Origin of the sequence: Phaeobacter sp. HF9A (assembly GCF_011806385.1) — a bacterium.
Lineage (GTDB): Bacteria > Pseudomonadota > Alphaproteobacteria > Rhodobacterales > Rhodobacteraceae > Epibacterium.
This window is the reverse complement of record NZ_JAATOX010000033.1, coordinates 18,986-33,267: the sequence shown is the minus strand read 5'-3', so window position 1 is coordinate 33,267 and position 14,282 is coordinate 18,986. Positions and strand designations below refer to the sequence as shown.

General features: G+C 63.8%; 14 protein-coding genes. 4 read left to right on the top strand and 10 right to left on the bottom strand.

Annotated features, from left to right (window positions below):
• Positions 1-471, top strand: a 471-nt coding sequence (locus HCZ87_RS08410) for an HAD-IC family P-type ATPase (protein WP_167643309.1), incomplete at its 5' end; no start/stop codon positions are given.
• On the opposite strand, the gene HCZ87_RS08405 is transcribed toward HCZ87_RS08410, so the two are convergent.
• The 3 genes from HCZ87_RS08405 to HCZ87_RS08395 form a co-directional block, all read right to left on the bottom strand.
• On the bottom strand, positions 468-1,940 hold the full coding sequence (locus HCZ87_RS08405; protein WP_167643308.1) for a methyl-accepting chemotaxis protein: 1,473 nt from the start codon (positions 1,938-1,940) through the stop codon (positions 468-470). The genes HCZ87_RS08410 and HCZ87_RS08405 overlap by 4 nt on opposite strands.
• Positions 1,941-2,225: 285 nt before the next feature.
• Positions 2,226-2,450 (bottom strand): DUF1150 family protein, encoded by a 225-nt coding sequence (locus HCZ87_RS08400; protein WP_167643307.1) that lies wholly within the window; start codon positions 2,448-2,450, stop codon positions 2,226-2,228.
• Between the two features lie 3 nt (positions 2,451-2,453).
• Complete coding sequence (locus HCZ87_RS08395; RefSeq protein WP_368484098.1) at positions 2,454-2,867, bottom strand: Hsp20 family protein; 414 nt, start codon at positions 2,865-2,867, stop codon at positions 2,454-2,456.
• Positions 2,868-3,061: 194 nt separating this feature from the next.
• Between HCZ87_RS08395 and HCZ87_RS08390 the strand changes: the two genes are divergently transcribed.
• Positions 3,062-3,286, top strand: coding sequence for a YdcH family protein (locus tag HCZ87_RS08390; protein ID WP_167643306.1), 225 nt, complete (start codon positions 3,062-3,064; stop codon positions 3,284-3,286).
• A gap of 76 nt (positions 3,287-3,362) precedes the next feature.
• Here HCZ87_RS08390 and HCZ87_RS08385 read toward each other — a convergent pair whose 3' ends face one another.
• Positions 3,363-4,556: a hypothetical protein gene (locus HCZ87_RS08385; protein ID WP_368484097.1), complete on the bottom strand. Its 1,194-nt coding sequence runs from the start codon at positions 4,554-4,556 to the stop codon at positions 3,363-3,365.
• Positions 4,557-4,849: 293 nt separating this feature from the next.
• Here HCZ87_RS08385 and purE point away from each other — a divergent pair, with 293 nt between their 5' ends.
• A complete protein-coding gene (gene purE / locus HCZ87_RS08380; RefSeq protein WP_167643305.1) occupies positions 4,850-5,338 on the top strand; it encodes a 5-(carboxyamino)imidazole ribonucleotide mutase in 489 nt (162 codons plus the stop codon).
• On the top strand, positions 5,331-6,428 hold the full coding sequence (locus HCZ87_RS08375) for a 5-(carboxyamino)imidazole ribonucleotide synthase (protein WP_167643304.1): 1,098 nt from the start codon (positions 5,331-5,333) through the stop codon (positions 6,426-6,428). Before purE ends, HCZ87_RS08375 begins: the two co-directional genes overlap by 8 nt.
• A gap of 156 nt (positions 6,429-6,584) precedes the next feature.
• Here HCZ87_RS08375 and HCZ87_RS08370 read toward each other — a convergent pair whose 3' ends face one another.
• The 6 genes from HCZ87_RS08370 to HCZ87_RS08345 form a co-directional block, all read right to left on the bottom strand.
• Positions 6,585-7,742 (bottom strand): alpha-D-ribose 1-methylphosphonate 5-triphosphate diphosphatase, encoded by a 1,158-nt coding sequence (locus HCZ87_RS08370; protein ID WP_167643303.1) that lies wholly within the window; start codon positions 7,740-7,742, stop codon positions 6,585-6,587.
• A gap of 3 nt (positions 7,743-7,745) precedes the next feature.
• Positions 7,746-8,510, bottom strand: a complete 765-nt coding sequence (locus HCZ87_RS08365) for a triacylglycerol lipase (protein ID WP_167643302.1) — start codon at positions 8,508-8,510, stop codon at positions 7,746-7,748.
• A 49-nt stretch (positions 8,511-8,559) separates the two neighbouring features.
• Complete coding sequence (locus HCZ87_RS08360; RefSeq protein ID WP_167643301.1) at positions 8,560-9,414, bottom strand: DMT family transporter; 855 nt, start codon at positions 9,412-9,414, stop codon at positions 8,560-8,562.
• Positions 9,415-9,524: 110 nt separating this feature from the next.
• A complete protein-coding gene (locus HCZ87_RS08355; RefSeq protein ID WP_254868564.1) occupies positions 9,525-9,794 on the bottom strand; it encodes a hypothetical protein in 270 nt (89 codons plus the stop codon).
• Between the two features lie 673 nt (positions 9,795-10,467).
• On the bottom strand, positions 10,468-12,186 hold the full coding sequence (locus HCZ87_RS08350) for a bifunctional sulfate adenylyltransferase/adenylylsulfate kinase (protein ID WP_167643300.1): 1,719 nt from the start codon (positions 12,184-12,186) through the stop codon (positions 10,468-10,470).
• Positions 12,187-12,396: 210 nt separating this feature from the next.
• Complete coding sequence (locus HCZ87_RS08345; protein ID WP_167643299.1) at positions 12,397-14,082, bottom strand: adenylate/guanylate cyclase domain-containing protein; 1,686 nt, start codon at positions 14,080-14,082, stop codon at positions 12,397-12,399.
• Between the last annotated feature and the right edge of the window lie 200 nt (positions 14,083-14,282).

Below are 14,282 nucleotides of genomic sequence, written 5' to 3'. Positions count from 1 at the left end.
GCCATCGCCCGCGATCTGGGCATCAGCCATGTGGTGGCCGGTGTCGCGCCCGAAGGCAAGGTGGCGGCGCTGGAGGATCTGCGCTCGCGCGGGCGCAAGCTGGGCTTTGTCGGCGACGGTATCAATGACGCCCCGGCGCTGGCTCAGGCGGATGTGGGCATTGCCATCGGCACCGGCACCGATGTGGCGATCGAGGCGGGCGATGTGGTGCTGATGTCCGGCGACCTCATGGGCGTGGTGACCGCGCTGGAGATTTCGCGCGCGACCCTGGCCAATATCCGTCAGAACCTCGGCTGGGCCTTTCTGTATAATGCGGCGCTGATCCCGTTGGCCGCCGGGGCGCTGTATCCGGCCTTTGGCATTCTGCTGTCACCGGTCTTTGCCGCCGCCGCCATGGCGCTGTCTTCGGTGTCTGTGCTGACCAATGCGCTGCGGCTGCGGCGGGCAGGGGGGCTGGCGCAGCGCCCCTAGAACCCGCTGACCAGGCGCGGCGCCATGGCTTTTGCCTCATGGGCGGTGGCATCAGCCGACAGCACCTTGAAAGTGGCGATCAACCCGGTCAGCGCGTCGGTATCCTTGCGCAGGGAATGCGAGGCCGAGGCGGTCTGTTCGGCGATCGCCACATTCTCTTGCGTCACCGTATCCAGATGCGAAATCCCGGTGTTGATCTCGCTGATGCCGGTGGATTGCTCCACCACCGAACTGGCCACCGTGGCCGAAAGCTCGCTCACCCGTTTGACGTCGGACACGATGCGATCCAATGTGGTGCCCGCCCGGTTGACCAGCTCCACGCCTTCGGTCACATGCGTGCCGCTCACCGTGATCAAGGTTTTGATTTCATTGGCAGAGTTGGCGGCCCGCTGCGCCAGGCCGCGCACTTCGGAGGCCACCACCGCAAAACCGCGACCGGCCTCGCCCGCCCGTGCGGCCTCGACCCCGGCATTCAACGCCAGAAGGTTGGTCTGAAAGGATATATCATCAATCACGCTGATGATCTGGCTGATCTGCGTGGAGGATTGCGCGATCTCTTCCATCTTCTGCACCGCCTGCAAGACGATCTCATTGCCCTGTTCTGCGGTGGCCTGGGTCTGGCGCGCCAGATCGCGGGTCTCGGTGGTGCCATTGGAAGAGGAGCGCATGCTGGTGGTGATCTCTTCGACCGCGGCGGCGGTTTCTTCCAGCGTTGCCGCCTGCGCTTCGGCCCGCTGCGCCAGGTTCTGGGCGCTGTCTGACAGATGCCCGGAGGTCTGGCTGACCGTTGCCATCGCCGCCTGTACCTTGCCGATCACGTCGCTCATCCCCGTCATCAGCCGGTTCAGGGACATCCGAATCCCGTCGTAGCGCTGCGGATAGTCGCTCTCGGAGCTGTCCGGGATCAGCCGGGTCAAATCGCCCGACGCCATCCGGTCTACCCCTTTGGTCAGGTGGTCAAAGGCGATTTCCTGCTCTGCGGTCTGGGCCGAGAAATAGGCGTCGATCACAAAAAACGTATCCATCGCAAACGCGCGGTTCAAGGCGCCCAGCATATGGTGCAGCCGTTTGCGCGCGGGCGGCGACAGAAGGGTGCTGGCACGTTCGATCAAGGTGCGCTGAATATAGGAGGTCGCCTGCGCATAGCCCGCCAAGTAGAGCGAGAACGGCAGCTGGATCTTGAAATGCACCTGGCCGATCCGTTTGGCGGACAGGAAATAGCTCTCGGGGAAATCGCCGCCCAGCAAGAGCTCCCAATGGCGTTTTTGAGCCTTGCGCGCGTGATCCAACAGGGATTGATCCGGGAAAAACGCCACCGCTTCGGCATCGCTTTGGGCGTAGTCGTAGAAATGGGTCAGCACCTGATCCAGCATCGGCTGCACGATCGCATTGGCCTGGCGCAGATCCTGGATCATCTCTCCCTGAAGCCCAAATCGCCCAAGGACCAGGGCCGTGTCGGTGTCAGTCATATTCTATCTCCGATTGAGGGGGCGCATGGGGCTTTCAATCTGCTTGGGCCGCCAAAGCTGCGGAGACTTTGATCCAGAGAGTTTGATTTTTTGTTATAACTTCACGTATTGGGGCGGTTATTTGCGTTGACATTGCGAAAAGTGGACATTTTTTCCAATACGTCACAGGTGGCCCGGCGGTGGTGGGACAAAATAAAAGGCCCCGCAGCGATCTGCGGGGCCTGCCAACGTCTTGATTTCTTGGTGCGACGTCTATTGGCGCTGTGACACCGCGCCAGAGGCGCGTCAGTGCACTGCGACGGGCGCGAAATCATGTTGCCGCGCCAGCACAAAGGCCATGGTGCGATCCGCGACCAGCGCCAGCTGTTCGCCCGCCTCGTCATGCACCGCATAAAGCTGTTTGCGCCCGGGCACCGAGGCCTGCACATCTTTGGGCAGATCGGCAACCGCAACGGTTTTCACATAGACGGTCCGACCGCCGACCTGTGGCATATCTACTTGAGTCTGCATGATTTACCCCTTCTTGATATTGATCGTTTGTACCACGGTTTCCGGCCGGGATCGGGTCAGATCCACATGCAGGAGACCGTTTTCCATCACCGCCTCGCCGACCTCGACGCCATCGGCCAGCACGAACATGCGCTGGAACTGACGGGCGGCGATGCCACGATGCAGAAAGACGCGGCCCTCGGCATCATCACGCTGGCGACCACGAATCACCAACTGGCGATCCTCGATCGTGATGGCCAGATCTTCCTCGGCAAACCCCGCCACGGCGAGGGTGATGCGATAGGAAAAATCCGACGTCTGTTCGATATTATAGGGGGGATAGCCTTCATTGCCGGATTTTGCGGATCTTTCCAGCAGGCGCTCCAGCTGCTCGAACCCCAGCATATGCGGGTATGAGCCCAAGGTAAGTTTCGACACTGTATTCTCGTCCTTAATTTCAAAGCGACGGTTTCTTTCGGTCCCAATCTGGCAACCTCTGTGATATAGAATATGGGATGTTCTTGCCGTTTCACAAGTCCCGGGTTCAGCTTTCCTGTCACAGTCGCCCCTAGCGCTGCGATTTGTCCGAGCCTAATGTGCGTATGTTTCACTGTCCTTAACACGAGTCACAAATGAACCAGCAGTCCGATCTGTCCATGGCAACCGATGACGTCCTCCGGGTAGAGCTGGAGGTTTTCCGCAGGGAACACAGGGATCTGGACGAGGCGATTCACGCCCTCGAAGAAAAAGGCACCGCTGATCCGCTCACCATCCGGCGGCTGAAAAAGCAAAAGCTGAACCTGAAGGACAAGATCGCCCAGATCGAAGACCGGCTGCTGCCCGATATCATCGCCTGACCCAGGCCGGGATGCACCGAGCCCGAGAGGAGCGGCAGGCGCGCTCCGGCCTATGCGATGTCGCGATTAGTTCGCGCTATTCCACCGGCGTTCCAAAGATCACGATGACAGCCCCCAACAGGGCCAGCGCCGCAAACCCGGCCGCGCGCAACAGCGCCCCCTCGGCCTGCGCGCGTCGTGCGGCGATCAGCGATTGCAGCGCATAATAGAGCGCAAAGGCCCGCGAGGCATGGGTGATGATCTCAAACACGCTCATGCCCCAGGTCACTACCAGGCCAAATCCCGTCAGCAACGCATAGACCACGCGCACAGGCACCCGCCCGCCGGTGACCTCCGCCACCAGCCCGCCCGCGCCGCCGGTATCGGCAACCGCCGCCGAAAATTGCGCGGCCAGCGCCGCCGTGATCAACAGGATCGGCAGCACCGGTGCCACCTGCGCGGTGAAGCCGATGATCGAGGTTTCGCTCAGCGCGGCCTGTCCCGGCAGATAGAGAAACGTCAAAAACAGGATATAGATCATATAGATCGCCGCCGAGAGCCATTGCGCATAGCGCATCGACCGCACCCGCGTTGCCGCATCATATTCGGAGCCCATGTAGCGGGTGATCTCGAACCCCTGGACCGTGACCAAAAGGCCAAAGACCAGCGTCACCGCCTGCCAGCCCACGGTCTCGGGCGCATGGATCACCAGATTGCCCGCCCCGGCCTCGGCCGTAAAGCGCCATCCCAGCGCAAAGAGCAAGCCCGCGATGATCGCCAGTTTCAACCCGACAGAGACCTGCTCCAGCCGTTCCAGCGCGCCAAAGCCCCGCGTCCAGCCCACCAGCAGGATCAGCGCAAAGACGCCGCTGGTGACCAGCCCGCCATATTCCTTGGCGTCCAGATCCGTCAGGCTGACCGCGAAGGCGCCCAGCAGGTTCAGGTAATAGGCCACCGACACGAAATAGGCGAAGGCCAGCGCCAGCGAGGCCAGCTGCTCCAGCGCCCGGTCACTGCGGCCTTGCGGGTGGTCCTGCGCCAGCCAGCGAATATTGTAGCGCACCGCCGCGCCATAGGCATAGGCCATGAGGCAAAGCGCCGCCATCACGGCGGGGGCCCAGATGCCGAAATGGGTGTCCAGAATGGGGCCCAGCACCAGAAAGCCGCTGCCGATGATCGAGGCCAGCGGCGTTACTGTTGCCCGCCAGATCCGCGCGCCAGCGACGCGCGGCAGCATCAAGACAACGCCTGCAAGGACACAAACGACAACGATGGATGCGTTGAGGAACACCGCGTGCTCTCCTTGATTGCCTCGGCTGGCCGTCTCTTTGCACCTTCCGCAGGAGCCGCGGCGGCCCCGGCATCATTGGCAAGGAAAGGAACAAAAAACAATGCTTTGCGGGCGGTCTCTCGCGGTCTTTGGCGGGAATTCCTGCCAATGGGTCGATCCTGCGGCAGCCTTGGGGCGCGACGGCAGATACCCCGGCTTACCGCCCCTGCGACTGCGGCATTTCTCGGCCGCGCCGCATTGCCATTTCAGCGGATTTCGCTAAGGTGCGCGCTCCTTCCACAGAGAGGCGAGATATGGCCGACATCAAAGTAGGGATCATCATGGGCAGCCAGTCGGACTGGTCCACCATGAAGGAAGCTGCCACTATTCTGGACGAGTTGGGCGTGGCCTATGAGACGCGTATCGTCTCTGCGCATCGCACCCCGGACCGGCTGTGGGACTATGGCAAAACCGCTGCCGAACGCGGCTTGCACGTGATTATCGCGGGGGCCGGGGGCGCGGCGCATCTGCCGGGCATGATGGCCTCCAAGACTCGGGTGCCGGTTGTGGGCGTGCCGGTGCAGACACGGGCGCTCTCTGGGGTGGACAGCCTTTATTCCATCGTACAGATGCCAAAGGGCTTTCCGGTCGCCACCATGGCGATCGGCGCTGCGGGCGCGGCCAATGCCGGTCTGATGGCGGCCGGTATTCTGGCCACCAGTGATGCGGCACTTGCCAAACGGCTCGATGACTGGCGCGCAGCCCTTGCCGCCTCCATTCCTGAGGAACCGACAGATGACTGATCCTGCTTCGCAGCTCGCCCCCGGCGCCACCATTGGCATTCTTGGCGGCGGCCAGCTCGGCCGCATGCTTTCGGTTGCGGCCGCCCGGCTCGGGTTCAAGACGCATATCTTTGAGCCCTCCGCCAACCCGCCCGCTGGCCATGTGGCCGATCAGGTGACCACCGCCGGCTATGAGGACGAGGCCGCCTTGCGCGCCTTTGCCGAAACGGTGGATGTGATCACCTATGAGTTTGAAAACATTCCCACTTCAGCGCTGGATATCCTCGAAGAGCTGAAACCGATCCGCCCGGGCCGCGAGGCGCTGCGGATCTCGCAGGACCGGCTGACCGAAAAGAGCTTTCTGCGCGAGCTGGGCCTTGCCACCGCGCCCTTTGCCGATGTCAGCGATGCCGCCAGCCTGGAGGCCGCGCTGGAAGAGGTCGGCACGCCGTCGATCCTGAAAACCCGCCGCTTTGGCTATGACGGCAAGGGCCAGGTCCGCATCATGGCACCGGAAGAGGCGGCAGATGCGCTGGCCGCGATGCAGGGCGCGCCGGCGATCCTCGAAGGCTATGTGCCGTTTTCGCATGAGGTCTCGGTCATTGCCACCCGCAGTCTGGATGGCAAGGTGGCCTGTTTCGACCCCGGCGAGAATGTGCATCTCGAAGGCATCCTGCACACGACCACGGTGCCCGCAAACCTGAGCGCGGGCCAGAGCATGGATGCGGTTCTGATGGCAGGTAAGATCCTGAACGCGCTGGATTATGTCGGTGTGCTCGGGGTCGAGGTCTTTGTCACCGCGCAGGGCTTGGTGGTCAATGAGATCGCGCCGCGGGTGCATAACTCCGGCCATTGGACGCAGGAGGGCTGCGCCATTGACCAGTTCGAGCAGCACATCCGCGCGATCACCGGCTGGACCATCGGCAATGGCGCCCGCTACGCCGATGTGGTGATGGAGAACCTGATCGGCGAGGATGTGGACCGGCTTGCCGATCTCGCTCGCGAGCCGGATTGCGCCGTCCATCTCTACGGCAAGGCAGAGGCCAAACCCGGTCGCAAAATGGGTCACGTCAACCGGATCATTCGCAGCGAGAGAAGCGAAGGCTGGTAATCCGGCCCCCCCGGATTACCGCGCCGCAAGGAGGGCCCATCGGGCCTGACGCGCGGCGCTGCCCCGCCCGCCGCAGGCGAAGGATAGGTGCGGCAAGGGGCAGCTGGGGGCTCTGCCCCCAGACCCCCGGGATATTTTCAAAAAGATGAAGGGGTATCAGCCCAGGAAGCGCGCCGCGATGGAGCCGCTCATGTAGCTGACCCGGCCGCCGGACAGGGTCGCGGCCACGTGATCATCTTCGTCAAGGATCACCAGGTCGGCCCGTTTTCCGGGGCTGAGGTCGCCGCGATCCGAGAGCCCGAGAACCTTTGCCGGACCGCTGGAGACCAGCGCCCAGGCCTGTTCCAGCGGCAGCAGTCCGGTTTTTGCAAGCATCAGGGCGGCGCGGCGGGGGCTGGGGTAGTGGTAATCCGAGGCCAGCGCATCACAAAGCCCCATGGCGATCAGCTCCACTGCTGACACATTGCCCTTGTGGCTGCCGCCGCGCACCACATTGGGCGAGCCGAGGATAATGTGATCGCCTGCGGCCCGCGCCGCCTCTGCCGCCTCCAGCGTTTCGGGAAATTCCGAGATTCGCGCGCCACGGTGCCGCCAGGCGGCGCGCGTTGCACCATCGGGGTCGTCATGGCTGCCGATCGTCACCCCCATTTGTGCCAGTGTCGCGCAGAGCTGGTCCAGCGCGGCGGGCAGCGCGCTGCGGCGCGCGTGCAGGTCCAGCAACATCTGAAAATGCACCTCCGGGGTGCGCCCCGCCTTCAGCGCCTGGCCGGTCAGGCGCGGGGGCTTCTTGCCCTCGGCCAGCCGCTCATGCGGCAGGTGATCGTTGAACACCACATAGGGCAGGCCCCATTTCGCGATCCGCTCCGGCAGGGTCGCGTAGTCATCAAGCAGGTGGATCTCGAAGCGCAACTGCGGGATCAGGTCGGTGACCAGCTGGTCGCGCACCTGGGCAATGCCGGCAAAGACCTGCGCGGCGAATTCCGGCCCGCGCAGACCGCCTTCCCAGGAATAGAACTGCGCCAGCACGCCGGTGGTGATGCCATTGGCGGCGAGTTCGGCCTCTGTTGCGCGAATTCCCTCGGCCATCTGTTTCATGGCCCCCCGGCGTGGGGCCACGTGGCGTTCGAATCCGTCGCCATGCAGGTCGATGATGCCGGGCAGGATGCGATAGCCGGAGAGGTCCACCGCGCGGGCGCCGGGGGCCTGCTGGACAAGCCCCTCTGCGATCTCCAGCGCGCCACCAGGCTCCAGCCCCTCCGCGTGCAGCACATCGCCGCCCACCAGCCGCAGCGCCAACGTTCCTGTCTTGCTCATGTCCTAATCTGCCCCGTTCAGACCGCCATCCCAGTTGCGGCCCAATACCCCATCCAGCCAGCCAAGCGAAGGCTCAAACCGCCCGGTTTTCAGAAAGCTCGCCACCTGGGCGATGACGCGCGGGTTGTTCATTAGATAGGTGTGGGTCACGGGCAGGACCATCTGGCTCTTCATGCCCTGCACCCGGGTGCTGGCGACCGAGACCTTGCCATCATCCGGCCCCGGGATCATCGCGGAAAACACCGGGTTCAGGGATTGGTTTCCGGCAATGATGCCAAGCGGATAATCCACCGGGGGCAGGCGTTTCGGCAGGCTCCGGGGGCCGGTGCCCAGCTCTTGGCCGGCGGGGCCATGCAGCAGGTCAAAGACCGCCCAATCGCCCATCTGATCCACCAGTTCGCTGCCCTGATTGGGCGGGGCGAGCATCACCACGCGGCCCAGCGTCGGCGGGTGTTCATGCGCCAGCCAGTAGCGCACCAGGATGCCGCCCATGGAATGGGTCACCAGATGCACCGGGGTTTGATGGCAGGCGTCGAAGGCACGCGGCAGCACCGCATCGGCCAGGCGCTCCACCGTGTGTTCGGTCGAGGGATAGCCGGGGCGCACCACCTCATAGCCGCGCGCGCTCAGCGCCTCTTCCATCACAAGGAAGGAGGCTTCGGTGCGGGCCAAGCCATGCAGCAGGATGACGCAGCCCTTTTCGGCCTGCGCGGGCAGGGCGGTGAGGCAGAGGAGGAGCGGCAGGATCAGACGGGTCACGCGGGTCATGGGCTTTGACATAGGGGGCGCTCGGCCATTCGGAAAGGCCCAAGTGACGTCAGGTCAGCCCTGCGCGGCGGGGTGGGCAGAGAATGACCAGCGCAATTCCGCCCAGCAGGGTCAGCGCGCCAAGGATCAGCCGCGCGCCGAGGGGTTCGGCCAGGATCACGCTGCCGGCGAGGAGGGCAATCACCGGTACGCTCAGTTGCACGGTTGCCGCCACGGGCCCGGAGAGCTGCGGCAGGATGCGATACCAGAGCGCATAGCCCAGCCCTGAGGTCACCGCACCGGAGGTCACCGCGAGGAGCGCGCCAAAGGGGGTGATCACGGCATCCTGCGCCAGGAGCAAGACAAAGGGCAGGATCATCACGCTGGCCAGCGCAAAGTTGATCGCGCTTGCGGCGAGAGGCGCCTGCGCGGCGCGTCCGATCAAGCTGTAGATCCCCCAGCCCAGACCGGCCAGGCCCATCAGCAGCACGGCCCAGAGTGGCGCCTCGATGGTGTCGCTCGGCCAGACCACATAGGCGAGGCCCAGAAAGGCCAGAGCGGCGCCGAGGAGTTGCAGGGCGGAGATCGCCTGGCCGCGCAGCACCGTCCAGCCAAACATCACCCCCTGCACCACGCCAAACAGGATCAAGGCCCCGAGCCCCGCATCCAGAGCCACGTAAGCCACGGAAAACCCAACCATATAGAGCGTGAGCGCCGCGCCGCCCGCCAGCGAACGCAGCTCCCCCTCGGCCGGGCGCTGGCGTTGCAACAGGCAGAGCAGTCCCAGCATCATGGCGCCCGAGGCAAGGCGCAGGAGGCCAAAGCTGGTCGCCTCCATATAGCCGGGGCCTATGGCCCATCGCCCGAGGATCGAATTTGCCGCAAAGGCCAGCATCACGAGGCAGGTGAGCGCGATCAACCGCATGGGGGAGTCCTTAAGTCGGGCGAAGGGCAGGGGCGTTGCGGCACCAAACACCGAAAGATCAAAGGGGGCAAGCGTTGCCCCCTTTGACATCGCCCGCAAGCGGGCTGCGCCTAGTAGAGAGGCGGCGGGCGCCAATGGTTTGGCGGCACGCGCCGGTGTTGGCTCTCGATGCCGATATCGCGGCGGATATGCGGGCTGAGCGGGATCTCCAGCGCCCCGGCAGGCGGGGGGCGGCGCAGCGTCAGCAGACGCAGGGCGAGGCTCAGCCGCCGGAGCGGGCTCAGGGCGCGGAAATGTTCTTCGACCACCAGACGCGCCAGCGCGGGATTGGCGGGCATGGGGGCGGGCGTGGGATCGGGTCCGTTCAGGATCAAGGTCATCTTATCTGTTCCCCCGATGGTGGGGGCTCCTATGAGAAATGTGAGATTGGAACGACAGACCGGACCCGCGACCTCGGGGAGGGATCATGCGCCGCGCGCGACGCAGATGTCGCGACGGCAGCGACCCCGGAAAAGGGGCGGGCATGGGCTGTCAAAGTTGGGAGGTTGTGGTCAGCTCAGGAAGAGCGATGGATATCGCCTAAGGCGTGGCCTCAGGAGGCGCTGTACCGCCCTCGGCGATAGGCGCCCGCAGGGTCGGCGACGATGGAGCGCAGCTGCATTGATACAATAGTCATGAGTGCCTCCTTTTTTCCGTCAGTTGAACACGGGTGTGTCGTACCACGCAAAACCTGAAGTTGTGTAGGGAAATATTGTCTCGACACATTTGGGTGGCGTTTGGGGGCGAGACGTGGGGTGAGGACGGACGAGGGCGCTGCCCTCGTGCTCCCGGGATATTTGGAGTTAGAAGAAATGGCCGGCGGTGGCGGGTGGATAGGTCAGCATTCGTGACCTAATGTTTCGTATACGAAACAATGGGTCAGGGAGGCTGATACATTTTATGGGCGTTGCGCCCCTGGCGCGCGCATAGATCTGCCAAGAGCTTAACAGCCGGTTACAAACAAAAACGGCCCCGCAAAAAGCGAGGCCGTTCCTGTCAGGTCTGAAGCGCGGATCAGTGACCGTTGATCAGCCCCATGCTTTCCAGTTTCAAGAGCACCTGATGGGCGCAGTTGTCGACATCGACATTTTCGGTCTCGACGCTGAGCTCGGGGTTTTGCGGCACGTCATAGGGGTCGGAGATGCCGGTGAACTCTTTGATCTTGCCTTCGCGGGCGAGTTTGTAGAGCCCCTTGCGGTCGCGGCGTTCGCATTCCTCGATCGAGGTGGCGACGTGTACTTCGACGAAGGCGCCGAATTGCTCGATCTCCTCGCGCACGTGGCGGCGGGTGGCGGCATAGGGCGCGATCGGGGCACAGATGGCGATGCCGCCATTCTTGGTGATCTCGCTCGCCACATAGCCGATGCGCTTGATGTTGAGGTCGCGGTGTTCTTTCGAGAAGCCCAGTTCGGAGCTGAGGTTTTTACGCACGATATCGCCATCGAGCAGGGTCACCGGACGGCCGCCCATCTCCATCAGCTTGACCATCAGAGCGTTTGCAATGGTGGATTTGCCGGAGCCGGAGAAGCCGGTGAAGAAGACGGTAAAGCCCTGTTGCGCGCGCGGCGGTTTGGTCTTGCGCAGCTCGGAGACCACCTCGGGGAAGGAGAACCACTCGGGGATTTCCAGACCTTCCTGAAGGCGGCGGCGCAGCTCGGTGCCGGAGATGTTCAGGATGGTGACATTGTCGCGATCTTCGATCTCGTCGTTGGGTTCGTATTGGGCGCGCTCCTGCACATAGACCATGTGCTTGAAGTCCACCATTTCGACGCCGATTTCATCCTGATACTCGCGGAACAGGTCCTGCGCGTCATAGGGGCCGTAGAAATCTTCGCCGGCGGAGTTCTTGCCCGGGCCGGCGTGGTCGCGGCCAACGATGAAATGGGTGCAGCCGTGGTTGGCGCGGATCAGACCGTGCCAGACGGCCTCGCGCGGGCCGGCCATACGCATGGCAAGGTTCAGCAGGCTCATGGAGGTGGTGGCCGCCGGGTATTTGTCGAGCACCGCCTCGTAGCAGCGCACACGGGTGAAATGGTCCACGTCGCCCGGTTTGGTCATGCCGACAACCGGGTGGATCAGCAGGTTGGCCTGGGCTTCGCGCGCGGCGCGGAAGGTCAGCTCCTGGTGGGCGCGGTGCAGCGGGTTGCGGGTCTGGAAGGCCACAACGCGGCGCCAGCCCATCTTGCGGAAGAAGCTGCGCAGCTCGTTCGGGGTGTCGCGGCGGGCGCGGAAATCATAGTGGATGGGCTGCTGGATGCCGGTCACCGGGCCGCCGAGATAGATCTTGCCCGCGGTGTTATGCAGGTAGTTCACCGCCGGGTGGGCCTCGTCATCGGCGCCAAAGACCTTTTCGGCCTCGCGGGATTTATTCGGCTCCCAGCGGTCGGTGACGGTCATGGTGGCGAGGATCACGCCTTCCTGGTCGCGCAGGGCGATGTCCTGACCGATCTCGATGGAGGACGCGAAATCCTCGGAGACATCAAGCGTGATCGGCATCGGCCAGAGCTGGCCATCGGCCAGACGCATGTTTTCAACGACACCGTTGTAATCTGCTTCGGACAGGAAGCCCTTGAGCGGGTTGAAACCGCCGTTCATCAGCAGTTCCAGGTCACAGATCTGACGGGGGGTCAGGTCGTGGCTGGTCAGGTCGGCGGCTTCGACCTTCAGCTTTTGCGCGGAATCATAGGATACATAAAGCTCCGGGATCGGAGTCAAATTACTGGACATATTCATCAGGTGTCTCTTTCGTCTGGCGGCTCACGCCGGGTCATGGCGTTTGCGGGGGCAATACCTGTTGTGGGGAAGGCTTGTCCAGTTGCCCTGTGGAAAAAGGAAATTTTGGGCTATTTCTGCCAAAACCGGTGCGAGGGTCACGCAAAACCGGGCGATGCCGGAACAGCTGTCGCCGGTCGTGGCGGCGGGCAGGAGAGGCGGCCGGGGCGGTCAGCGCGTGGTGGGCGCGTCTGAGTCGATCAGGCTCTCCAGCCCGGAGGCGCGGGGCAGGGGCAGGGCCAGGATGGGGCCATCAACGCCGCGCAGCTCGAAGGTCTGAAACCCGAGATCCGGGTCGGCCAGACCGGCGGCGGCGAAAATGTCTTTTGACACCAGGAGTTCCACCCCGAGGTCCTTGGTCTTGGCCTCCAGGCGGCTGGTGGCATTGACCGTAGAGCCGATCAGCGTGCGCGGCGCGTTGCCGGCAGCGCCGATTTCGCCCAGCACCACGGTGCCCGCGTGCAGCCCCATGCCGATGCGCACCGGATCCTCGCCCTCGGAGGCCAGCATGCGGTTGAACCGCGCCAGCGCGACGCCGATATTCGCCGCCGCCTCAAGCCCCGCGCGCGCGGAGCTTTGGGTGTCGCGGGTTTCAAACAGCGCCAGGATGCCGTCGCCCATGTATTTGTCGACGCTGCCGCCCGCGCGGGTGATCTCGGGCACGATGGCGTCAAAGAACCGATTGAGAAGGAACACCACGTCATAGGGCAAAAGCCCCGCCGAGCGGGCGGTGAAGCCACGGATATCGAGGAAGAGCACCGCGATGGTTTTCTCCTCGCCCTGGGCGGCATGGACCTGGCGGCGGCCCTTGGGGCTGTAGACCCGCTTGACCCGGAGCGCCTCCGTGGGGCGGATCTGACAAGCCAGGCGCACATTGTCGGCAGCCTGCACGGCGGTGAGGCTGCGCGCCTCGGCGGTGCTGGGCGCGGGCAGGTGTTCGGCGCCTTCCAGCACCGCAACGCGGCAGGTGGTGCAGCGCCCCTTGCCACCACAGAGCGAGGGATGCGGCACCGCTTTCAGCTGCGACATCTCCAGCAGGGTGAGGCCGCGATCTGCGGTGATGTCGGGGCCATCCACATAGCTGATCCTGACCGAGCGGCTGCGCTGAATCCCACGACGCAGCAGATAGGTGGCAAAGGCAAAGCCCAGCAGACCAAAGAAGACCCAGAGCCCGATGGTGGCCACATGGGCCAGCTCCGCGGCCTGCGCGGCATTGGGCCAGTTGTAATCGGCCATGATCTCGGCCGCCATGCCGTCGTCGGTAAAGAAATCCCACATCCGCCGCCCTTCGGTGACCAGCCCGGCGAGGGCGAGACTGGGCACCAAAACGGCAATGCCGATCATATAGGGCACCACATGGCTCCACCATCTGGTGAGGCGCAGCCACATGTGAATGCCGATGCAGCCGTGGGTCCAGACCACCAGCAGCAAGAGATATTGTTGCAGCGCCTCGGGCGAGGACCAGAGCATCAGGATCACCGAGGACATATCGGCGTCAAAATCCATCACCCGCACCGCGTAATTCGCATAGACCACATGCTGGATCAGTTGCAGCGGCATCAGCACGCCAAGCAGCAGCTGGAACCACTGGGTGAAGCTCATCCGCAGGGTGCGCCGCATCGCCACCTGCCAGATCGCCAGCGCCCCATGGGTGAGAAAAGCGCCATAAAGCACGATCTGCCCCGGCAGGCTGCGGCTCACGGCTTCGCGCGCCTCTTGCATGGCGTCCAGCAGTTCGGGCGACACCAGCCCGGCGGCAATGTTCAGAAAGTGGAAAAAGGCAAAGGTAAAGAGCACCAGCCCCGAGGCCAGCCTGCTGCGTTGAATCCAATTTCCCTGCCAGAGTGCCTGCGCCACGGTTTTCGCCTCGGTTGCTGTTATGTCCGGGTTTAGGCGAAACGGGCGGAGCTGTCACCTGTGGGATGTCGGGGGGCTGCGGGGCGCGCGCAGAGGGACGGCTGACCCTGTTGCGCAATTCGGCTGTTGAGCGAGATCCGCGTGGCCGTCGGGACCTGTGGTTCGACGCCATCCTGGTGTTTTCTGCCGTGATCTGCGGC

Excerpts from the sequence above, each read along its gene's own strand:
- HCZ87_RS08350 (WP_167643300.1), bottom strand. The coding sequence starts at position 12,186 with ATGAATATGTCCAGTAATTTGACTCCGATCCCGGAGCTTTATGTATCC.
- HCZ87_RS08400 (WP_167643307.1), bottom strand. The coding sequence starts at position 2,450 with ATGCAGACTCAAGTAGATATGCCACAGGTCGGCGGTCGGACCGTCTAT.
- HCZ87_RS08365 (WP_167643302.1), bottom strand. The coding sequence starts at position 8,510 with ATGACCCGCGTGACCCGTCTGATCCTGCCGCTCCTCCTCTGCCTCACC.
- HCZ87_RS08355 (WP_254868564.1), bottom strand. The coding sequence starts at position 9,794 with ATGACCTTGATCCTGAACGGACCCGATCCCACGCCCGCCCCCATGCCC.
- HCZ87_RS08360 (WP_167643301.1), bottom strand. The coding sequence starts at position 9,414 with ATGCGGTTGATCGCGCTCACCTGCCTCGTGATGCTGGCCTTTGCGGCA.
- HCZ87_RS08390 (WP_167643306.1), top strand. The coding sequence starts at position 3,062 with ATGAACCAGCAGTCCGATCTGTCCATGGCAACCGATGACGTCCTCCGG.
- HCZ87_RS08375 (WP_167643304.1), top strand. The coding sequence starts at position 5,331 with ATGACTGATCCTGCTTCGCAGCTCGCCCCCGGCGCCACCATTGGCATT.
- HCZ87_RS08370 (WP_167643303.1), bottom strand. The coding sequence starts at position 7,742 with ATGAGCAAGACAGGAACGTTGGCGCTGCGGCTGGTGGGCGGCGATGTG.
- purE (WP_167643305.1), top strand. The coding sequence starts at position 4,850 with ATGGCCGACATCAAAGTAGGGATCATCATGGGCAGCCAGTCGGACTGG.
- HCZ87_RS08405 (WP_167643308.1), bottom strand. The coding sequence starts at position 1,940 with ATGACTGACACCGACACGGCCCTGGTCCTTGGGCGATTTGGGCTTCAG.